Here is a 20,590-nt window from a genome sequence, read left to right on the forward strand (position 1 = left end):
GAAACTATTACAAACAGAACCGTTACGAAGGCACAAAAAAAAAAGGGGCAATGCCCCCCTTTTTTAATATTCTTTCTTATGAATGTTATGCCATGATCTCCCACACTTCGTTACCACGTAAGAGTTTATCGAGATTGCCAACTCCTTTTGTTCCGATGGCTTCATCGATCTGCAGTTGCATTACATCTTCGTAGCAGGCACGTTCTGTTTCGTAAAACACGCCAAATGGTCGTGGTAAATGACCTGCAATGCGAGGATCATCAAACATGCGTACTAATATCTGTGCTTTGTAAAAGTCTTTTTCATTGTGGATCCACAGATCATCTTTGCTAAATCCTTCATCGAGATTAACGATCACAGGACTAAAACCATCAAGCTTAATTCCTTTATTTTTTGCAGCCCCAAACACTAATGGTTCACCATGTGCAAGGAATAATGTTTCGTCTTGTTTGCTTGATTTTTCAGTGAACACTTCAAATGCACCATCGTTAAAGATGTTACAGTTCTGATAGATCTCAAGGAATGATGCTCCTTTATGTTGCTGACTGCGGATGAGTGTTTCCTGCAAATGCTTCGGATCACGATCCATACTGCGTGCAATAAATGTTGCATCGGCACCCATCGCTAAAGCCAACGGATTAAACGGATGATCGATACTACCCATTGGTGTACTCTTGGTCACCTTCTTTTCTTCGGAGGTAGGTGAATACTGCCCTTTTGTTAAACCATAAATCTGGTTATTGAACAACAATATGTTCACATCAAAATTCCGGCGCAGTAAATGAATTGTATGATTACCACCAATACTCAAACCATCACCATCACCGGTTACGATCCACACACTCAGTTCAGGTCTTGCTGCTTTTAATCCACTGGCAACAGCAGTTGCACGGCCATGGATAGAATGCATACCATACGTATTCATATAATAAGGGAAACGGCTGCTGCAGCCAATACCACTTACAATTACAATATTTTCTTTAGGAATACCAAGCGTTGGCATCACTTTCTGTACCTGTGCTAAAATGGAATAATCTCCACAACCGGGGCACCAGCGAACTTCCTGGTCGGTTGCAAAATCCTTAGCGGTAAGGGCAGGGGCGGTCGTTACTTCACTCATAGAATTGTATTGCCTCAAATTTACGCAGAAATTCAACTGCACAGCATTTTAAACAACTGAATTGATCATTTCGCTGTTAATTCTTCCCAATATTCTGCAGCTCTTCTTGTGTGGGGGATCACAATTGTACCACCAACAATGTTGGCCACAGCAAATATTTCATACATCTGCTCGGTACTAATGCCTTCCTCATGGCATTTACCCAAATGATACTTGATACAATCATCACAACGCAATACCATACTGGCAACAAGACCTAACATTTCTTTAGTTTGTGTTGAAAGAGCTCCTTCCGCATAGGTATTGGTATCTAAGTTCCACAGACGCTTGATCACAAGATTGTCTTTACTCAAGATCACCTCATTCATTTTGGTGCGATAGTCATTAAATTCCTGTACGAGATTACCCATAGCTTAATTTTTGCCAAAGATATTTGATTGCATTGCTGAAAAAACAAAACCCCCGATGTATCGGGGGCTTGCAGTTCGGGTATCTAAACAAGATCAGTAACGGTTGTTGCTGAAGCTTCTGTTGCCAGAGAAAGAACGACGGTCGTTATTGCTGCGTTCTTCACGTGGTTTAGCTTCTGTTACTTTAATAGCACGTCCTTCAACCATACCACCATCGAGTTCGCTGATGGCTGTTTTTGCAGCTGCATCATCGCTCATTTCTACAAATCCGAAACCCCGGCTACGGCCGGTGAATTTGTCGTTGATCACTTTAGCACTGGTTACATCACCATAGCTTTCGAAAAAACCTCTTAAGTCATCATCAGTCACGTTGAAGCTTAAGTTAGAAACATAAATGTTCATGTTGTTAATTAAACATTGAATTAAAAAAATCTGAGAAAATACGGGCGTAAAAGATGACTAACTATTAGCAGATCCTTAGATAAACTCAGGACAAAGGCGTAGCAGATAATACGATTCACTTACAAAACACTGTATAACTCAAAATAACGCCGCAAATATAAGGAGATACACCTGCAGGAGTATCGTAAATACCCTTTAAGGGCTCAATTTGAACTTTTTTTTAAACTTTTTTTTAGACTAATGGGTCACAATTAATGCATTAATCCACAATTGCTTAGCTGCGCTTAATACGAAGCTTGTATCGTAGATTAACGATAATCTGTAAGAAAAATACTGAAAAAGATTAGGATAATTTAAAACTACCTTATACTTTTGCTAAGCATTTACCCCTAGAGAACGATACATACACAACTAAATAGCTAATTCTCAGCTGTTTTTTTACCATCGCACTTCTTAGGGTATTTACTAGAAAACTAAACGTACCCGTACCATGAAACAAAAATTTACCCCAGTAATTTGTGCAATTGTTATTGCCCTCACTTTTCTCTCAAACAACATTTTCGCTCAATCTTTATTAATCGGTGAGTATCCAGCCGCTTCAGAAACTCTGTTGGGTGTTCGTTACCGTAAAATGAACTTTGGAAACAGCAATCAAAGTAGTGCAGTATTTTCAGGCATTCCTGATCTTACAAACGGAAACAAAGCAACCGGTGATTTAACTTACGGCACTACCGGATCATTTTCTTTCACTATTACTTTTAACAGCGGCGACAATACATTTACAACCGTAACAACTGTTAACGGAAACCCGGTTAGCACTTCATTTGCAAACGTAACTGGAAACTTATCAAGTGCCGGTAAGCTTGCTTCTGCAAACAATATTAATATGTTGACATTGGCTATTAAAACGCCAAACAACGGAACTATTACTGTCTCTGATCTTACGATTGATGGTATGGCCATCATCGGTAGCTATACACGCAGCAACTCAAATGGCACTTCAAACTGGTATATGCCTTCATCAGCCTTAACAAGCGGATTTGTAGTTACCGGCACAGTTACCATGTCTGGAACAATGGGTAATGGTAACGAAGCTCAATTGGTAGAATTAGGTTTTGCCAATTCATCTTCAGCTCCCGGTCCTCTTCCTGTAGTTTGGGGTGGGTTTGCCGGTAAGCGTGTAAACAGTTCAACTGTTGGCTTACAGTGGAGAACATTGCAAGAACAAAATGCATCACACTACAACGTACAACGTTCTGAAGATGGTATCCGTTTCCGTACAATAGGTATGGTAATGGCTCAGGGTACTACTGCTTCAATTACAGATTATACTTTCAATGACAAGAATGCAACTGGTACGATGTATTACTACCGTTTGCAACAGGTTGATCTTGATGGAAGCATTGATTATTCTTCAATCATTAAACAAGGTAATGGTGGTCAAAAAACTTTGGTTGGCGGTTTAGGCAGCAACAAAATCATGGTACAGTTCTTCAGCAATGATACACGTAACCTCCGCATCGTTAGCAACAGCGGTATCATTGTAAAACAAATGAACAGCTCTGCACAACAACAGGTGTTAGATGTAAACAATCTGCCTGTGGGTGTTTATGCTCTCCAAATAATTAACAGCGATGGTACTTCAGAAGTACACCGCTTTGTAAAATAATTTCTAGGTTCTCTTATGGTACGGATCTGAGGGCTCTGGTTTCCACCTAAGCCTGACCAAGATCTAAAGAAAAAGCCCCACATTAAATATGTGGGGCTTTTCTGATTTTATTACTAATGCAATTATGCAGTTACTGCTTCACCATATAACTCCTGCTGCAATTGTTTTACTCTTGCATCTTCAAGATATTCGTCAAACGTTGTAAGCCTGTCGATGATTCCACCCGGCGTTAATTCAATAATACGATTAGCTGTTGTATGCATGAATGTATGATCATGTGATGTTAACAGCACCACACCTTTATATTCAATACATTGTTCGTTGAAGCTTTGGATACTTTCCAGGTCGAGATGGTTTGTTGGCTGATCTAAAACGATCACGTTTGGATTCTGCATCATCATTTTGCTAACCATGCAACGAACTTTTTCACCACCACTCAGAACATTGGTCTTCTTCATAATATCATCACCACTAAACAACATCTTACCTAAGAATCCACGCAGGAAAGGTTCATCTGCATCAGTTACATGACTTGGTACATATTGACGCAACCACTCTATCAAATTCAAGCCTTCGGTAAAGAAGCTGTTATGCTCAACCGGCAAATACGCTTTTGTAATGGTTGAGCCCCATTCGTATGATCCGTGATCAGCGATTTCTTCTGCGTTAATAATATCGAAGAAATGAGTTACCGCCAACGGATCTTTACTAACAACAGCGATTTTATCACCTTTATTAACGGTAAACGTTACTTTATCGAAAAGCACACGGCCATCGATTGACTTTTTCAAATTCTCGATGTTGAGTATCTGGTTACCAACTTCACGCAATGGTTGAAAGATGATACCCGGGTATTTCCTGTTTGATGGTTCAATTTCTTCGATAGTAAGTTTTTCGAGGGCTTTCTTACGGGAAGTCGCCTGCTTACTCTTCGAAGCGTTCGCACTGAATCGTGCAATAAAGTCGAGAAGGGCCTGGCGTTTCTCTTCTGTTTTCTTATTCTTATCGCCAATCTGTCTCGCCATCAACTGACTGCTTTCGTACCAGAAGCTATAGTTACCGGTGAAAACCTTGATCTTTGAACGGTCCACATCGGCCACATGCGTACAAACAGCATCAAGAAAGTGACGATCATGGCTCACTACCAATACAATATTTTCATAATCGGCGAGGAAATTTTCTAACCAGCCGATGGTTTCAATATCCAATCCGTTGGTAGGCTCATCCAGCAACAGGATGTCCGGGTTGCCAAACAAGGCCTGCGCTAATAATACCCTCACTTTCAGGTTAGAGGGAATCTCTTTCATCAAACTCTGGAGATATTCTTCTTTAATACCAAGCCCACTAAGAAATGCTGCCGCATCGCTTTCAGCCGTGTAACCACCCATTTCACCGAATTCCCCTTCAAGTTCCCCGGCACGCATACCATCCTCTTCGCTGAAATCGGGTTTCAGGTAAATCGCATCTTTTTCCTGCATCACCTCCCACATTTTCTTGTGCCCCATTAGTACGGTGTTCAATACCGTTTGTTCATCGAACTCAAAATGGTTCTGTTTCAATACCGCCATGCGTTCGCCCGGGGTAATTTCCACAGTTCCCTTGTTGGGTTCAATTTCGCCACTCAGGATCTTTAAAAAAGTACTCTTTCCGGCACCGTTGGCACCAATTACACCGTAACAATTGCCCTTACTGAAGTTGATATTTACTTCGTCGAACAATACCCGCTTTCCGTAAGAGAGGGTTATATTTCTTGCACTGATCATAGTTGTGATTGTTGCATACTGATTGAAGGATGTTCACAGATGTTTGTTTCTGAACATTTCCTGTAACCAGTAAGATTTTTGAAGCTGCAAAGGTATGGAAAAACAGGCAGGTAAAGGGTTTGAAAGATCGTGTGTTATAAACAAAAAAGCCGATGGATTTACCACCGGCTTTTACATAAAATCATTTTCTTTAGTTTCTTGAACCACCACCTATGTAGAAACCGAGGTTTACACCAATGTAGTTGTTTGAAATACGGCCTGTTTTAGGATTTACATCATACTCCAGGTTAAAACGGAAATGACTTACATCAAAACCAGCTCTTACCATTCCAGAAAAACCATTTTTTGTTTGAGTTTCTGCGGTTTCTTCAGTTGCTGTTGCAGTAGCACCAGCAGCACTTGCAAAACCTAAACCAATACCTGCAAATGGACGGAATTTTGCACCGGCTTCTTTTTGAAAATAGTAATCACCTGTTGCTAAGTAAGAAGCCACGGCAGCAACTGATGCTTCACCAATTTCTTCTCCTGAAGCATCCAATGTATACTTGAGAGTTAATGCACCACCAAGACGAAGACCTGCACTGAAGTTGTCGTTGATGTGGTACTTAGGTTCAAGATACAATGCGATACCGCCTTTTGTTCCTTTACCGCTCGCAGCGGCGTAACCACCCATGAAATCTACTTGCCATGGAGTGTAAGCTGTTGATTGTGCAAAAGAGTTGAGAGACAGGGTAAGTACTGTAAGAAGTACAATCAGGGTTTTCTTTTTCATGTGAATTTTTTTGGAACACAAAAAAAAGAGATTGCAGATAAAGAAAAAAATAAAATTTCTAACTGTAACATATAGCCGCACTTATTATAAAAATCAACACGCTTGTTACTTTGAAATCGTGTTTTTACTAATAACAAATGATAAATTACACATGAAAACAGAATAGACTCAGAGTCTGGGTTTTGAGACCAGATTTGACTAATGCAACGCTACTATGAAATGAGATATCTGCATTAAAACCAAATACTCACATTTTTAGAAATAGTTTATTCATTACTTCTGATCTCCGCAATTTTTTCATCCTGCGGTACAAATAACAGGCTTGAGAATTTTAAAAATATGGTTCAGTACTTTTAAAGGCAATTTCTTTTTAAACAAAAGTGATGAATGTGGCAAGCCGGGTTCAGATATATCGGTGTCAACAAATGAGAGTTTAAATTCAACTCCACTTTTTGTGAAAATAGAATCCGGCAAGCTGCAATTAAGTACTCCGTATTGTTATGCCGACGGTGCAAGCACTTATTACAGTAGGATACAATAAAAAAACGGATAAAGGTGACCCTACATTTGTATGATTTAGATTAACACCTCAAATCACCCTTCTTTCGTCACTTCTCTTTTAAAAAGGTATAAGTAATCACTATTGTCAGTACTGTTACTTACAGTGTGTACCAATTTCCAACCTTGCTTACCCATATAGTTCAATGCATCAACCGGTGATTTAAAACGTAGGAGATTGTTACTGCTGTCACGCAGTCGCTTACCGAGCCTGTGCATTAGTTCATCATCTTTGCCTTCGTCAATTGTAATGGTTGCTCCCTCAGCAAGAATGGAATAATAGATCTTCATTGTGCAATACTGTTCAACTGTGGTTGTATGCTGCCCCATAACAAATACTGTCACAAAAGATAACAAGGTTGTAATAACAAGATGCTTCATGTGAATTTTTAAAGCAAGCTACTCACTCATTTCAAAAACTGTCGTTAAAGCAAAAGCTGCTGCACTTTTAGTACAGCAGCTTTTGCAGTCTATTAACGTTTAAGTAAAACGTTACAATTTCCTGATCTTAATATTCCTGAACCATACTGCATTATCATGATCCTGCAATACAATTTTTCCTTTCTTAAATGTTCCAAAGCCGGGCCATTGTTTAAACTTGCTGGCAGCGATCATCTTTGTCCAGTTATCATCCCACATTGTAGTGGTTACAACTGTAACACCATTCAAACGATGTTCAAGTTTACCGTCTTTAATAATGATCTCGGCAAGGTTCCATTCGCCAACAGGCTTTACTGTTTCCGGTGTAGCTGAAATGAGATCATACAAATCACCTGCACGATGTTTGTTGATTTTTGCATCGGGATGACCATTGTTATCCAGCACCTGCATTTCAGGACCTGATTCATATGGATGCTTATACTTTGCTGTATCTTCATTAGAAAGGAAGATGATACCGCTGTTTCCGTTTGGAGATATCTTCCATTCAATTTTTAAATGAAAATTTTCATATTCTTCATCTGTTAGAATATCACCGCCATCAACTATTTTTCCATCTTTTTTTACTGATGTATCAAGATGCAATGTACCATCCACAACTTTCCATGCATTGCCTGCAGATGTGCCACCATACTTATGCCAACCCTTGGTACTTTGTCCGTCAAATAACGATACCCAACCATCTTTTACTTCCTCATCAGTTAATAATGGCGGAGTTGCAGCAGGTAGTTCTGCTGTTGAAGTATCATTTGTAGTTGAGTTTTCGCCTTCATTATTACAGGAAGCAAATAAACCCACGGCTGCAATCATTAACATTGAACGAATCATGTTTACTTGTTTTTAAGTAAGAGAATATACTTTACCATTTGTTCTGCATCAGCAATAGTTACAACAGCATTTGGCGGCATAGCTACGTCACCCCAAACTCCACTACCACCTTTCACTACTTTTTCAGCCAGCATTTTAATATTTGCTTCTGTTGGTTCATATTTATTTGCAACATCACGATAAGCAGGACCAATTACTTTTTCATCGATCTTATGACAGGTTAAGCAAAGGTTCTCAGGCTTGGCAACAAGTGCAAGACCCTTTTCGTAATCGGGATTATCACTTGGTGATGGAGGAGTTGCTTCCGCTTCCTGTTTTGGTTCTTCTTTTGTTTGCTCTTTATTTTCTGTACCTGCACCACCACAGGCAATTAAAGCAAGCATCACAGCCGAAGTAAATAAAATCTTTTTCATGTGTATGTTTTTTAATTGTTTTTAATTGTCACAGAATTTGCTCATAATCATTTTCAATTGTGATGATAAGCTTACGGGCATTTCATGATCTATTGTTTTAAGTTGAAAATGTGATTAATCGAGACCTAAAATACGTCGGTTAGTTGCAACATCGCTTCCACTGCCGGCAAAATCATCGAATGTTTTGTCAGTTACACGAATAATATGGTTTTTGATAAACTCCGAACCTTCTCTTGCACCATCTTCAGGATGTTTAATGCAACATTCCCATTCCATCACCGCCCATCCATCGTAACCGTATTGAGTAAGTTTACTGAAGATAGTTTTAAAATCAACCTGACCATCACCAGGTGAACGATAACGGCCTGCTCTGTTTAACCAACTTTGATACCCACCAAATGTTCCCTGCCGGCCGGTTGGATTGAATTCTGAATCTTTTACATGAAATGCTTTGATGCGTTCGTGATACAGATCGATGTATTCAATATAATCGAGTTGCTGTAATACAAAATGCGATGGATCATACAACAAACAGGCACGTGGATGATTATTTACTTTCTCTAAAAACATTTCATAAGTAATGCCATCAAACAGATCTTCACCGGGATGAATTTCATAACAAACATCTACACCACATTCGTCAAAATAATTCAGAATCGGCAACCAACGTTTGGCCAATTCTTTAAAACCTTCTTCTACCAACCCATCGGGACGTTGCGGCCACGGATGAAATGTATGCCATAACAAGGAGCCACTGAATGTTGCATGTGCTGTGATACCCAGGTTCTGCGATGCTTTTGCGCCATACATTAATTGTTGCACTGCCCATGCTTGTCTTGCTTTGGGATTGTTCTTTACTTCATCTGCTGCAAATGCATCGAACATTGTATCGTAAGCCGGGTGCACTGCAACAAGCTGACCTTGTAAATGTGTACTGAGTTCAGAAATCTCTAACCCATAACTGTTGATCTTTCCTTTTAACTCATCAGCATATGTTTTACTTTCTGCCGCAAGTTTCAGATCGATCAATCTTTTTTCCCATGTTGGTATCTGTACTGCTTTAAAGCCGAGTGATGCTGCCCATTCACAAATCGTTTCCAGACTGTTGAATGGAGCTTTGTCGCCCATGAACTGAGCTAAGAATATGGCTGGTCCTTTTATCGTTTTCATTTCTTAAGTATCAATTATGAATTAAACTACAAACTCCTTCCACTTTACATCACTCTGTCCGCTCTCGATCACATTATTTACAAACGCCATCCCCCGCACTCCTTCTTTCACACTTGGAAAATCGAGCCACTCTTCTTTTGGTTGTTCGCCATTCATTTTTGCACGAACGGTTAATACAAAGTTGCGGTAAAGATTTCCAAAAGCTTCTAAATAACCTTCCGGATGACCAGCAGGTACTCTGGTGTTATGTGCAGCGAAAGAGCTGTTATAACCACCGCCCGTTCTGTAAATCTCTGCTGGTTTATCGAGCCACTTCACCAATAAGGTATTTGCATCTTCCTGCTTCCATTCAATGCCGCCTTTTTCACCATATACTCGGATCTTTACATTGTTTTCTTCACCAGCTGCAATTTGTGTAGCCATCAACACACCTGTTGCACCATTATTGAATTTTAAAAATGCAGCACCGTCATCATCCAGCATTCTTCCTTCAACAACAATATTTGTATTGGAACAAAGATGCGTTACTGCTAACCCGGTAACATATTCTGCAAGATTAAATGCATGCGTGCCAATATCGCCCATTGCACCTGCTTTACCACTTTTCTTGGGATCGGTTCGCCAACTGGCTTGAGCATTTCCTGCAGCCTCGAGTAATGTGCTTAACCAACCTTGCGGATATTCAACATACACTTTTCTGATCTTACCCAATGCTCCGCTTTTCAACAATTGTTTTGCCTGTTTCACCATCGGGTAACCCGTATAGGTATGACAAAGCAATAAGCTCAATCCTGTATCTTCAACTTTTGCTTTCAGTTTCATGGCTTCTTCCAATGTAAATGTGATCGGCTTTTCAACCACTACATTAAATCCTTTTTCCAATGCCATCATTGCAGGATCAAAATGCACAAAGTTGGGCGTAACAATGCTTACAAAGTCAATGCGTTTATCAGCAGGCATTGCTGCTTCTTTTTCGAGTAATACTTTGTAATCGGTATAAATGCGGTCTTCGTCAAGAAATAATAGTTTTCCTGATTCAACTGCAACTTCAGGGTTCACACTTAATGCGCCGGCAACAAGTTCGGCCTGTCCGTCCATATTCATAGCAAGGCGGTGTACTGCACCAATGAAGGCATCTTTACCACCACCGATCATTGCCATTCTTAATTTTCTGTTCATAGTATCAATCGTTCTAAATGAAAAAAATATTATGTTATCGTCGTTTGGTTCTTTGTGTGGCTGTTGTTGCCACGCTCGCTTGTACGTTTTGTATTTCTATTGACCGTGAGCGAAGCCGAAGGACCCACCCCTTTCAATTATCATAAACATTTAAGACTCTACCGCCCCTCCATGGAGTGGATGAACACACTCATGACTCATCATTAATCACCATCCCGTTCTATACTCCCTCTTCACAAACTGGTTGGCTTCATCAAAGTTGGTGATCTTCATATTGGCAGCATCCCACAATAACTTTTTACGACCAAGATATTTATCTCCCCATCCCGTCAATTTCGGGTTTTTGATCATCCATGATCGTATTGCCAAATTACCCATTAATATACTTTCAGTAAAAGGTCCTGCATATTCAAACGGTGAACTTGTTTCTCCATTACCATAACCAGCCATACATGCATTCACCCATTGTACATAGTGACCTTCGGGGACACGCTTCAACGTTTGCTTTGGCAAACGGTCTTCTTTCATGCGTTTTGTTGGTAGCAGAGTTGGCTTTTCACCATAGCAACCACTCATCATCTTTCCTTTTGTTCCTTCAAAGATCACTCCTCCGTCCCAATTGCCCATTGCTTCATCCGGCAATAATTCTTCCGGACGTTTTGGTAACAGTCCACCATCCATCCAGGTAACTTTTATTTGTCCTTTACCATCAGTTCTTGGATAGTTAAGATGTATTATTGAAGCCGGCGGACAGCTATCAATATAACCTGCTTCTGTCCATGCTGCAGTAAACTGATTGGGCAAACTACATTCTACTTCGTTTGGATAAAGAATTGGTAAGATGCGATAAATAGGATCCATGATATGACAAGCCATATCGCCCAATGCGCCTGTACCGAACGACCACCAACCTCTCCAATTAAATGGATGATAGGCCGGGTTATAATCTTCAAATTTTGATGGACCGATCCATAGATCCCATTTGAAATTTGCGGGAACAGCATGTGTTCCTGTTGGCTTTGCTAAACCTTGCGGCCATACTGGACGATTGGTCCATGCATTAACACTGGTTACTTTACCAATAAGACCGGCATCATACCATTCTTTCATTAAACGAACGCCATCGCCGCTACCACCCTGGTTTCCCATTTGTGTAACCACTTTATATTTTTTTGCAGCTTCAGTGAGCATACGTGCTTCATAAATATCATGCGTTAACGGCTTTTGTACATATACGTGTTTGCCCATTTCCATAGCAGCTAATGTTGCAATAGCATGTGTATGGTCGGGTGTTGATACTGATACTGCGTCAATATTATTTTTTTCTTTCTCCAGCATTTCACGGAAATCGTAATAGAATTTCGCTTTAGGGAAACGCTTAACCGAGCCTGCAGCCTGTGCTTCATCAACATCGCAAAAAGCAACAATATTTACTTTCGGACTTTTTGCGAATTCAGCCAAATCACTTGCTCCTTTACCACCGGCACCAATACCTGCAATATTCAACCGATCACTTGGTGCAATATAACCGGGTCCGCCCAATACATGTCGTGGCACAATAAAGAACCCTGCTGCAGCAATAGATCCTGTGCGTAGAAAATCCCGTCTTGTTTTTTTGTTGCTCATGTAAGTTGTTTATTGATCAAATAAAATATTATGCTTTAGTATCGAACGAAACACATTCTTTCAATTCCTTTTCAGTGTAAGCCAAGCCGTATTGTTTTAACACATCATCAGGCACACCATTCCATTGATTAGGCCTGTTACCCATGTAACCAAGATCTTTTACGCCGATTTCTGATGTATAAAAACCTGTAGAAGTTAAGTTGCGCATCAGATTGAAAAATGCAACACCTTGTTTCATTTCTGGTTTTGCTTTTTCAGGATAAGCTATATCATCAACAATAGCGATCTGTTGTTGAGTAGTGCAATCTTTGAATGCTTTTTGAAACCGTTTGCTGCTTTCCAGATCGAGCCAACGCAAACCACCACGCATAGGTGTTTTGTTTTGCGGCATATCTTTTACAATAAACTCAATAAAATCGGGCACACCTGCTTCACTTGCACTTCCGCTCACTTCATCTTTCGGGATAATAATATCGGCAAGTATGGTGATGGTTGCCATTTCATGTGCTGTAAAAAATGTTTCTGCCATCAGCTTTGCTTCGATCTCTGCTTCAACTTTTGTTCGATCGATCGTACTGGCAGGAGTTGTAGAAGATGAATCTGCAGATGTAGATGCGTTTGCTTTTTCATCAGCGGTTTTACACGCATCAACCAATACAGATGATGCAACCGTACCAACTAAAATAGCTTTAATGGAATCTCTTCTTTTCATGTTGTATTTCGATTAGAGATTATTTTTTTTGAGCTGGTCAACAATATATTCACTTGCCCGCATGCTCAGTGCCAAAATCGTCCACGTAATATTCTTATCAGCTTGCGATACAAATGCAGCACCGTCAACTACAAACAGGTTTTTACAATCGTGTGCCTGGTTGTATTTATTCAATGCACTTTTCTTTGGATCGTTACCCATGCGTGCAGTTCCTGCTTCATGAATAATTTTTCCGGGTGTTTCCAATCCGTAATCATTTTCGGGTCCATCGTCGCCACCCCAAGTGATAACAGCACCCATGTTATGCATCACCTCTTTAAAGGTTTCCTTCATGTGCTTTGCCTGTTTTATTTCATGTTCACTCCACTTTACATTGAACTTCAACACTGGAATACCATACTGATCTACCACATCGGGATCTATTTTACAATAATTACTTTCTAAAGGAATTGCTTCACCACGCCCGGCCATACCTACATTGGCACCATAGAAATAACGCTGGTCTTCTTTTAATGAAGCGCCATAACCACCGGCTTCTTTTTGTTTACCTGCAACTGCATACTTGCCATTTAACATTTGAATATTCATTCCAAAGCCATAAGCCGGTTGACCCATGCCACCCCAATATTCAATATGATAACCACGGGGGAAATCCAGTTTCTTATTATCTAACCACCAGGGCGAATACACATGCATTCCACCCACGCCATCTTCATTGTATTTTTTTCGACCGAAGAGCTTCGGCAATACTCCACCTAATGCAGCACCTGTACTATCATGCAAATATTTACCAACCACATCACTGCTGTTGGCTAATCCGTTTGGATGACGTGGTGATTTTGAATTGAGTAATATTCTTGAAGTTTCACAAGCACTTGCAGCAAGGATCACCACCTTACCATTTACCTGGTATTCGTTGAGATCATCTTTGCTTACATAACTAACACCTGTTGCCATTCCTTCCTTGTTCGTAAGTACTTCACGTGCCATGGCATTTGCAATAACATCAACATTGCCTGTTTTAAGTGCAGGATAGATCAATACATTGGTTGATGAAAAATCAGCTTTCGCCATACTGCAGTTACGTCCGCATTGCGAACAATAAAAACAAACGCCTCTTTCAGTTGTGCTTTCTATTTTTTTTGTGAGGATCGATAAACGGGAAGGAATCACTTTAACACCAGCCTGGGTTGCTGCATTCTTAATAAACAGTTCGTGCAAACGTGGTTTAGGTGGTGGAAGAAAAAATCCGTCAGGATCATTTTCCAAACCTTCGTTAGTTCCAAAGATGCCGATGAGCTTGTCAACTTTGTCGTAATAAGGTTTCACATCATCATAACCAATTGGCCAATCATCACCTAATCCATCAATACTTCTGCGTTTGAAATCTTTTGGACCAAAGCGTAAAGAGATACGTCCCCAGTGATTGGTACGTCCGCCCAACATACGTGCACGCCACCAATCCCATTTTGTTCCAGCCTCTTTTGTATATGGTTCACCATCAAGTTCCCATCCGCCGTAGCATGCATCAAAATCGCCAAAGGGTCTGTACTTTGTGCTTGCACCTCTGCGTTTACTTTCCCATGGATTCTTTAATTGTGTAACGTTCTTTTGCGGATCATACATGGTGCCAGCTTCAAGCAAACACACTTTCAATCCCGCTTTACTTAATTCGTAGGCAGCCATACCGCCACCAGCGCCAGAGCCAACGATTACTACATCGTAACTTTTGGGCTGAACTTTTATCTGGAAATCTCCCATGACATGCAATTGGTTTGAAGGTTCTAAAGGTAATGACTAAATGAAAACAACAAATTCAATTTACTTACTTATGATACAATCATTGCTGAAAATGATACGGGAAGATAAAATAGTATTTATGATTAGAACAATGAGTTTAATATTCATTAACATTTTAAACGATTGCCGCACCGGATTTAAAAATTTCAGGTTTCTCAATTAGGAAATAGCCTAAATTTATTTTTTTCTTTAACCAGCCTAAACTTTAAACGATTGTAGAATGAATTCCATTAACCGTAATCAACTATTTCTTGCCAGTCGTATTGCACTGATTGTAACAGCCATCACGTTTGCCTATCGTGCAGCCCTTGAGGGTACATGGGAAAAAGAATTTCATCTCACCAAAGAACAAATTGGCTGGATATTCAGTCCGGCATTCTGGGGCTTCACTTTAGCTATGATTTTTGGTGGCCCTCTTTGTGATATAATAGGCATGAAAAGATTAGTTGGCCTGGCTTTTATAGGCCATGTCACGGGAATTGTTATTTACCTGGTTGCAAATGATGCCACCATGTTATTTATCGGTACAGTTTGTATTGGTGTAGGAAATGGAATGGTGGAAGCTGCATGTAATCCTCTTGTTGTTTCTCTTTATCCGGATAATAAAACAACGATGCTGAATAAATTTCACGTTTGGTTCCCTGGTGGAATTGTAATTGGAGGATTGATTTCGTATCTGTTTTTAGAACAACTGCATCTGGATTGGAGAATCATGGTTGCCTTGCTAGTATTACCTGCAATTATTTATGGCGTTATGTTCTGGAAACTTGATTTTCCAAAAACCGAACGAGTTGAAAAAGGAGTCAGCACAGGTGAAATGTTTAAAAGCTGTCTTAATCCGCTATATCTTATCATGATTGTTTGCATGTTTATGACAGCTGCCACAGAATTAGGTACAGGTACGTGGATTGGTGCTTTATTAAGCGGAGCAGGCGTTTCGGGGATATTAATTTTGGTATTTATCAATGGTATAATGGCTGTCGGCAGGTCATTCGCCGGGCCTATCGTACATAAACTGAATCCGAATGGTATGCTGATATTCTCTTCTTTATTTGCAGCCATTGGATTATATCTTTTGAGTATTTCAAGTGGCGCCGCAGCAGTTGGTGCAGCTGCAGTGTTTGCAGTTGGTATTTGCTTTTTCTGGCCAACAATGCTTGGCTTTGTATCGGAGTATCTTCCAAAAACAGGAGCGTTGGGTCTATCATTAATGGGCGGAGCAGGAATGTTTTCTGTTTCCCTGATATTACCTGTTATGGGCAAATGGTTTGATAAAGCAAAAGCGGCGGCTGTTAGCTCGGGAACTGATGTTGCAAAAGCGGAAGCTGTGGCCGGGAGTGATACTCTTTTAAAAGTTGCCATTATGCCCGCTATACTTTTTGCAATATTTACAATTATTTATTTCATAAGAAAAAGTAAACCAGTTAAATCCTGATTGTTGCATTGCAGGCTTATAGATTTACATACATGGCCAAAGCATACAAAGTTTAACAACTGGATAAACTTATTATTCAAATAACGTATTAATCACTAATAATGGTTAGTACCATCGCATCAATATTCATTAACATTTCAAACGATTACAGCACCCGCTTTAAAAAAATTAGGTTCTCACAAAGCAGAAATACCCTAAATTTAAAACCTCATATTAAGCTGTGGTTGAGCCAGTATTCAGCCATTGTATTTTTTGAACTTTAACCAACCACTTAAATCGATTGCGCATGTCTTTTACTACCCGTGTACAGCTTTCCTTTATGATGTTTCTTGAGTTCTTTATCTGGGGAGGATGGTTTGTAACATTGGGCACTTTTTTAAATAATAATTTGTCTGCATCGGGGGCTGAATCGGGACAGGTTTTCTCAACACAGTCATGGGGCGCCATTATTGCTCCGTTTATTATTGGGTTAATTGCCGATCGTTTTGTGAATGCAGAAAAGATTCTTGGTGTGCTGCATATTATAGGGGCATTATTGATGTACCAGATGTACAGTGCCGATAATATTGCCGTTTTCTACCCTTATGTATTAATATATATGATTTGCTATATGCCTACACTGGCCTTGGTAAATTCAGTATCATTCAACCAAATGAAAAATCCAGAAAAAGAATTTTCCGTGATTCGTTTGTTTGGCACAATCGGCTGGATCGCTGCGGGTTTATTGATCAGTTATCTGTTTCATTGGGACTCAGCAGAAGCGACAAAAGAAGGTTTATTGAAAAATACATTCTTATTATCAGGTGCTGCATCATTGGTGCTTGGTTTGTTTAGTTTCACATTGCCGAAAACTCCTCCTAAAGGGAAGGGCACAAAGGTTACTGTGAATGATATTCTTGGATTAGATGCGTTAAAACTGCTGAAGGATAAAAACTTCCTCATCTTTTTTATCTCTTCCATTCTTATTTGTATTCCACTGGCTTTCTACTACCAGAATACAAATTCTTTTCTCTCTAGCATTGGCGTTGACAACCCAACCGGCAAAATGACAATTGGCCAGGGGTCGGAAGTATTGTTCCTGTTGTTATTGCCTGTATTCTTTAACCGCTTTGGTTTTAAGAAAACAATTTTAGTTGGTATGCTTGCATGGGCCGTTCGTTATGTGTTGTTTGCATACGGCAATGCCGGCGACCTCACATTTATGTTATTAATAGGTATTGCCCTGCATGGTATTTGCTACGATTTCTTCTTTGTATCAGGACAAATCTATACCGACTCAAAAGCAGGAGAACAACATAAAAGTGCAGCACAGGGATTAATTACATTGGCTACTTATGGTGTGGGTATGCTCATTGGGTTTGCTGTAGCCGGAAAAATCACCGACAGTTATAAATTGGCAGATGGCACAATGGATTATAAAATGATCTGGTTAATTCCATCGGGTATTGCATTTGCAGTGTTCCTGATTTTTGCACTGCTGTTTAAAGATGAAAAAACAAACAAGACCGCTTAATTGTATAAAGTAAAGTATTCATGTCAAAGCAATCATCGAGAAGAGAAGCCATTAAGAAATTTGCAGCAGCAACGGTTGCTGTTACAGCCGGCAATGTTGTAACTGCAGGTGCAATAGAAAGAGTTATGGAAGAAACTCAGTATAAATTAAAAGGAAATATCAACCATTCTGTTTGTAAATGGACACATGATTTTCTTTCACTTGAAGAATTGTGTATAGAAGTAAAAAAGATGGGCTTTGCTGCCATCGATCTTCTTACGCCAAGTGAATGGCCCATTGCCAAAAAGCACGGCATCCATTGTTCTATGTGTTATACGAATGGCAAGATCAGTTTAACAGAAGGCTGGAACAACAAGAAAAACCATGCACAATTGATTGCTGCTTTTACAGAAGCTATTCCTTTGGTGGCAGCAGCAGGTTATCAAAATCTCATCTGTTTCAGTGGTAACCGTAATGGTATGGATGATGAAACCGGTTTGCAGAATTGTGTTGAAGGGTTGAAACAGATTATGCCATTGGCTGAAAAGCATAACGTCATCATCCAGATTGAAGTGTTTAACAGCAAAGTGAACCATCCTGATTACATGGCTGATAATACCAAATGGACGATCGAATTATGCAAACGCCTTGGTTCACCCAACTTTAAGATCCTGTATGATATCTATCACATGCAGATCAGTGAAGGCGATATTATTAGTACGATCAAGAAGAATCATCAGTATTTCGGTCATTACCATACAGCAGGTGTTCCCGGCCGACATGAGATCACTGAAAACCAGGAGCTGTATTACCCGGCCATTATGAAAGCAATTCTTGAAACAGGTTACAAAGGATACGTAGCACAGGAATATATACCCACAGGAAAAACAAAAGAAGAAAAACTGGCTGCATTGAAAGATGCGGTGAAAAGATGTGATGTGTAACAAACGAGAGTTTTGAATGATCAATCATGAGTAATAATTACAAGTGACGATTCATCTTTCAACAGTGGTGAATAGAATTGCAACCGTACAAGTGTGCGACGCAACAACAGTTAAATAGAAATAAAGAAGCTTAGTTCATATAAACAATAACCACTCAAATAAGACAATATGCCGGATAATTATGTGTATGATGCCATTGTAATTGGCTCAGGAATCAGCGGTGGATGGGCCGCCAAAGAGCTCACTGAAAAAGGTTTAAAAACCATTATGCTTGAGCGTGGAAGAAATATTGAACACATCAAAGATTATGTAAATGCTACAAAAGAACCATGGGATCTCCCGCACCGTGGTAACCGAACGCAGCAGATGATCAAAGATTATCCGGTGTTGAAACGTGATTATCCACTCAATGAAATGGTATTGGATTATTGGGTAAAAGATAAAGAATGTCCTTACGTAGAAGAAAAACGCTTCGATTGGTTTCGTGGTTATCATGTAGGTGGCCGCTCTATCATGTGGGGCAGACAAAGCTATCGTTTCAACAAATGGGATTTTGAAGCAAATGCCAAAGAAGGTATTGCAGTTGACTGGCCTATCCGTTACGAAGATGTAGCACCATGGTACAGCTATGCAGAAAAATTTGCAGGCATACAGGGAAGTAAAGATGGATTGGAGGTGTTGCCCGATGGCGACTTTATGCCCGCAATGGAACTGAACTGTGTTGAGAAAGAAGTGAAGAAACGTTTAACAGCACATTATAAAGGCATGCGGCATTTAATTATTGGCCGTAGCGCAAATATTACACAACCACACCACAACCGTACAAATTGCCAGTATCGTGATCGTTGCTGGAGAGGTTGTCCGTTTGGGGCTTATTTCAGTACACAATCTGCTACTTTGCCTGCAGCAATGGCCACAGGTAATTTAACACTTCGCCCATTCTCCATTGTTACCAAGATCGTTTATGATAAGGATACCAAGAAAGCAACGGGTGTTGAAATTCTTGATGCAGAAACAAACCAAACATATGTGTACAAAGCGAAAATTGTTTTCGTGTGTGCATCAGCTTTAAACTCTGCATGGGTGTTAATGAATTCAGCAACTGATGTTTGGGAAGGTGGTTTAGGAAGCAGCAGTGGTGAGTTGGGTCATAACGTAATGGATCATCATTTCCGTGCCGGCGCAAACGGAACCATGGAAGGTTTCAGTGATAAGTATGAATATGGACGCAGACCTACAGGTATATATATTCCACGTTTCCGCAATATCTATGACGATAAACGTGATTACCTACGTGGCTTTGGTTACCAGGGCGGAGCAGGACGTGGAAGAGGTATTGATGTAGCTGAGTTAACCATTGGTGCTGATCTGAAAGAAGCATTGAGTGTTCCAAGTGATAACTGGAATATGGGTATTACCGGCTTTGGGGAAATGCTGCCATACCACGAAAACAAAATCACCATTGATAAAGATGTGAAAGATAAATGGGGATTACCGGTGTTGAAGTTTGATGTTGAGATCAAAGAAAATGAAAAGAAGATGCGTGTTGATATGATGAATGATGCAAAAGAAATGCTGGAAGCTGCCGGTGCCAAAAATGTAAGTACCTATGATGCTGGATATGCCCCGGGTATGGGTATTCATGAAATGGGTACAGCACGTATGGGTCGTGATCCTAAAACATCAGTACTCAATGGCAACAACCAGGTATGGGATGCAAAGAATGTGTTTGTTACCGATGGTGCATGTATGACATCAGCATCATGTGTAAACCCCTCATTAACTTATATGGCATTAACAGCACGTGCTGCAGATTTTGCTGTAAGCGAATTGAAAAAAGGCAACCTTTAATTGACCCA

At 40.1% G+C, this 20,590-nt stretch carries 18 protein-coding genes; 5 read left to right on the forward strand and 13 right to left on the reverse strand.

The window, feature by feature from the left end:
• Window positions 1-85: 85 nt before the first annotated feature.
• From WG954_RS04505 to rbp, 3 genes are all read right to left on the reverse strand, one after another.
• Window positions 86-1,120 (reverse strand): 2-oxoacid:ferredoxin oxidoreductase subunit beta, encoded by a 1,035-nt coding sequence (locus tag WG954_RS04505; RefSeq protein ID WP_340434050.1) that lies wholly within the window; start codon window positions 1,118-1,120, stop codon window positions 86-88.
• Window positions 1,121-1,185: 65 nt separating this feature from the next.
• Complete coding sequence (locus tag WG954_RS04510; RefSeq protein ID WP_340434052.1) at window positions 1,186-1,530, reverse strand: carboxymuconolactone decarboxylase family protein; 345 nt, start codon at window positions 1,528-1,530, stop codon at window positions 1,186-1,188.
• A gap of 93 nt (window positions 1,531-1,623) precedes the next feature.
• Window positions 1,624-1,932 carry an RNA-binding regulator gene (rbp, locus tag WG954_RS04515; RefSeq protein ID WP_340434053.1) on the reverse strand — a complete coding sequence of 103 codons (309 nt, stop codon included), beginning with the start codon at window positions 1,930-1,932 and terminating at the stop codon, window positions 1,624-1,626.
• Between the two features lie 490 nt (window positions 1,933-2,422).
• On the opposite strand from rbp, the gene WG954_RS04520 reads away from it, so the two are divergent.
• Window positions 2,423-3,601 carry a T9SS type A sorting domain-containing protein gene (locus WG954_RS04520; RefSeq protein WP_340434054.1) on the forward strand — a complete coding sequence of 393 codons (1,179 nt, stop codon included), beginning with the start codon at window positions 2,423-2,425 and terminating at the stop codon, window positions 3,599-3,601.
• A gap of 122 nt (window positions 3,602-3,723) precedes the next feature.
• Here WG954_RS04520 and WG954_RS04525 read toward each other — a convergent pair whose 3' ends face one another.
• The 10 genes from WG954_RS04525 to WG954_RS04570 form a co-directional block, all read right to left on the reverse strand.
• Window positions 3,724-5,364 (reverse strand): ABC-F family ATP-binding cassette domain-containing protein, encoded by a 1,641-nt coding sequence (locus WG954_RS04525; protein WP_340434056.1) that lies wholly within the window; start codon window positions 5,362-5,364, stop codon window positions 3,724-3,726.
• Window positions 5,365-5,554: 190 nt separating this feature from the next.
• Window positions 5,555-6,136: an outer membrane beta-barrel protein gene (locus tag WG954_RS04530; protein ID WP_340434058.1), complete on the reverse strand. Its 582-nt coding sequence runs from the start codon at window positions 6,134-6,136 to the stop codon at window positions 5,555-5,557.
• 594 nt (window positions 6,137-6,730) lie between these two features.
• Complete coding sequence (locus WG954_RS04535; protein WP_340434059.1) at window positions 6,731-7,075, reverse strand: hypothetical protein; 345 nt, start codon at window positions 7,073-7,075, stop codon at window positions 6,731-6,733.
• Between the two features lie 111 nt (window positions 7,076-7,186).
• Window positions 7,187-7,960, reverse strand: a complete 774-nt coding sequence (locus WG954_RS04540) for a 3-keto-disaccharide hydrolase (protein WP_340434061.1) — start codon at window positions 7,958-7,960, stop codon at window positions 7,187-7,189.
• A gap of 2 nt (window positions 7,961-7,962) precedes the next feature.
• The gene (locus WG954_RS04545; protein WP_324230735.1) at window positions 7,963-8,373 is read right to left on the reverse strand and encodes a c-type cytochrome; all 411 of its coding nucleotides are present in this window, start codon (window positions 8,371-8,373) and stop codon (window positions 7,963-7,965) included.
• Between the two features lie 114 nt (window positions 8,374-8,487).
• Window positions 8,488-9,543, reverse strand: coding sequence for a sugar phosphate isomerase/epimerase family protein (locus tag WG954_RS04550; RefSeq protein WP_340434064.1), 1,056 nt, complete (start codon window positions 9,541-9,543; stop codon window positions 8,488-8,490).
• Between the two features lie 21 nt (window positions 9,544-9,564).
• Window positions 9,565-10,722, reverse strand: coding sequence for a Gfo/Idh/MocA family protein (locus WG954_RS04555; RefSeq protein WP_340434065.1), 1,158 nt, complete (start codon window positions 10,720-10,722; stop codon window positions 9,565-9,567).
• 207 nt (window positions 10,723-10,929) lie between these two features.
• A complete protein-coding gene (locus WG954_RS04560; RefSeq protein WP_340434066.1) occupies window positions 10,930-12,348 on the reverse strand; it encodes a Gfo/Idh/MocA family protein in 1,419 nt (472 codons plus the stop codon).
• Window positions 12,349-12,376: 28 nt separating this feature from the next.
• Window positions 12,377-13,060 (reverse strand): gluconate 2-dehydrogenase subunit 3 family protein, encoded by a 684-nt coding sequence (locus WG954_RS04565; protein ID WP_340434067.1) that lies wholly within the window; start codon window positions 13,058-13,060, stop codon window positions 12,377-12,379.
• Window positions 13,061-13,072: 12 nt separating this feature from the next.
• Window positions 13,073-14,821, reverse strand: a complete 1,749-nt coding sequence (locus WG954_RS04570; protein ID WP_340434068.1) for a GMC family oxidoreductase — start codon at window positions 14,819-14,821, stop codon at window positions 13,073-13,075.
• 259 nt (window positions 14,822-15,080) lie between these two features.
• Here WG954_RS04570 and WG954_RS04575 point away from each other — a divergent pair, with 259 nt between their 5' ends.
• From WG954_RS04575 to WG954_RS04590, 4 genes are all read left to right on the forward strand, one after another.
• The gene (locus WG954_RS04575) at window positions 15,081-16,295 is read left to right on the forward strand and encodes an MFS transporter (protein ID WP_340434069.1); all 1,215 of its coding nucleotides are present in this window, start codon (window positions 15,081-15,083) and stop codon (window positions 16,293-16,295) included.
• Between the two features lie 286 nt (window positions 16,296-16,581).
• The gene (locus WG954_RS04580) at window positions 16,582-17,808 is read left to right on the forward strand and encodes a nucleoside permease (protein WP_340434070.1); all 1,227 of its coding nucleotides are present in this window, start codon (window positions 16,582-16,584) and stop codon (window positions 17,806-17,808) included.
• A gap of 20 nt (window positions 17,809-17,828) precedes the next feature.
• Window positions 17,829-18,731, forward strand: coding sequence for a hydroxypyruvate isomerase family protein (locus WG954_RS04585; protein ID WP_340434072.1), 903 nt, complete (start codon window positions 17,829-17,831; stop codon window positions 18,729-18,731).
• Between the two features lie 168 nt (window positions 18,732-18,899).
• The gene (locus WG954_RS04590; protein WP_340434073.1) at window positions 18,900-20,582 is read left to right on the forward strand and encodes a GMC oxidoreductase; all 1,683 of its coding nucleotides are present in this window, start codon (window positions 18,900-18,902) and stop codon (window positions 20,580-20,582) included.
• Window positions 20,583-20,590 lie beyond the last annotated feature (8 nt).

This window comes from Lacibacter sp. H375, assembly GCF_037892425.1.
Lineage (GTDB): Bacteria > Bacteroidota > Bacteroidia > Chitinophagales > Chitinophagaceae > Lacibacter.

What these genes read in the sequence shown, in the direction of transcription:
- WG954_RS04505 (WP_340434050.1), bottom strand. Translation starts at nt 1,120, where the DNA reads ATGAGTGAAGTAACGACCGCCCCTGCCCTTACCGCTAAGGATTTTGCA.
- WG954_RS04510 (WP_340434052.1), bottom strand. Translation starts at nt 1,530, where the DNA reads ATGGGTAATCTCGTACAGGAATTTAATGACTATCGCACCAAAATGAAT.
- rbp (WP_340434053.1), bottom strand. Translation starts at nt 1,932, where the DNA reads ATGAACATTTATGTTTCTAACTTAAGCTTCAACGTGACTGATGATGAC.
- WG954_RS04520 (WP_340434054.1), top strand. Translation starts at nt 2,423, where the DNA reads ATGAAACAAAAATTTACCCCAGTAATTTGTGCAATTGTTATTGCCCTC.
- WG954_RS04525 (WP_340434056.1), bottom strand. Translation starts at nt 5,364, where the DNA reads ATGATCAGTGCAAGAAATATAACCCTCTCTTACGGAAAGCGGGTATTG.
- WG954_RS04530 (WP_340434058.1), bottom strand. Translation starts at nt 6,136, where the DNA reads ATGAAAAAGAAAACCCTGATTGTACTTCTTACAGTACTTACCCTGTCT.
- WG954_RS04535 (WP_340434059.1), bottom strand. Translation starts at nt 7,075, where the DNA reads ATGAAGCATCTTGTTATTACAACCTTGTTATCTTTTGTGACAGTATTT.
- WG954_RS04540 (WP_340434061.1), bottom strand. Translation starts at nt 7,960, where the DNA reads ATGATTCGTTCAATGTTAATGATTGCAGCCGTGGGTTTATTTGCTTCC.
- WG954_RS04545 (WP_324230735.1), bottom strand. Translation starts at nt 8,373, where the DNA reads ATGAAAAAGATTTTATTTACTTCGGCTGTGATGCTTGCTTTAATTGCC.
- WG954_RS04550 (WP_340434064.1), bottom strand. Translation starts at nt 9,543, where the DNA reads ATGAAAACGATAAAAGGACCAGCCATATTCTTAGCTCAGTTCATGGGC.
- WG954_RS04555 (WP_340434065.1), bottom strand. Translation starts at nt 10,722, where the DNA reads ATGAACAGAAAATTAAGAATGGCAATGATCGGTGGTGGTAAAGATGCC.
- WG954_RS04560 (WP_340434066.1), bottom strand. Translation starts at nt 12,348, where the DNA reads ATGAGCAACAAAAAAACAAGACGGGATTTTCTACGCACAGGATCTATT.
- WG954_RS04565 (WP_340434067.1), bottom strand. Translation starts at nt 13,060, where the DNA reads ATGAAAAGAAGAGATTCCATTAAAGCTATTTTAGTTGGTACGGTTGCA.
- WG954_RS04570 (WP_340434068.1), bottom strand. Translation starts at nt 14,821, where the DNA reads ATGGGAGATTTCCAGATAAAAGTTCAGCCCAAAAGTTACGATGTAGTA.
- WG954_RS04575 (WP_340434069.1), top strand. Translation starts at nt 15,081, where the DNA reads ATGAATTCCATTAACCGTAATCAACTATTTCTTGCCAGTCGTATTGCA.
- WG954_RS04580 (WP_340434070.1), top strand. Translation starts at nt 16,582, where the DNA reads ATGTCTTTTACTACCCGTGTACAGCTTTCCTTTATGATGTTTCTTGAG.
- WG954_RS04585 (WP_340434072.1), top strand. Translation starts at nt 17,829, where the DNA reads ATGTCAAAGCAATCATCGAGAAGAGAAGCCATTAAGAAATTTGCAGCA.
- WG954_RS04590 (WP_340434073.1), top strand. Translation starts at nt 18,900, where the DNA reads ATGCCGGATAATTATGTGTATGATGCCATTGTAATTGGCTCAGGAATC.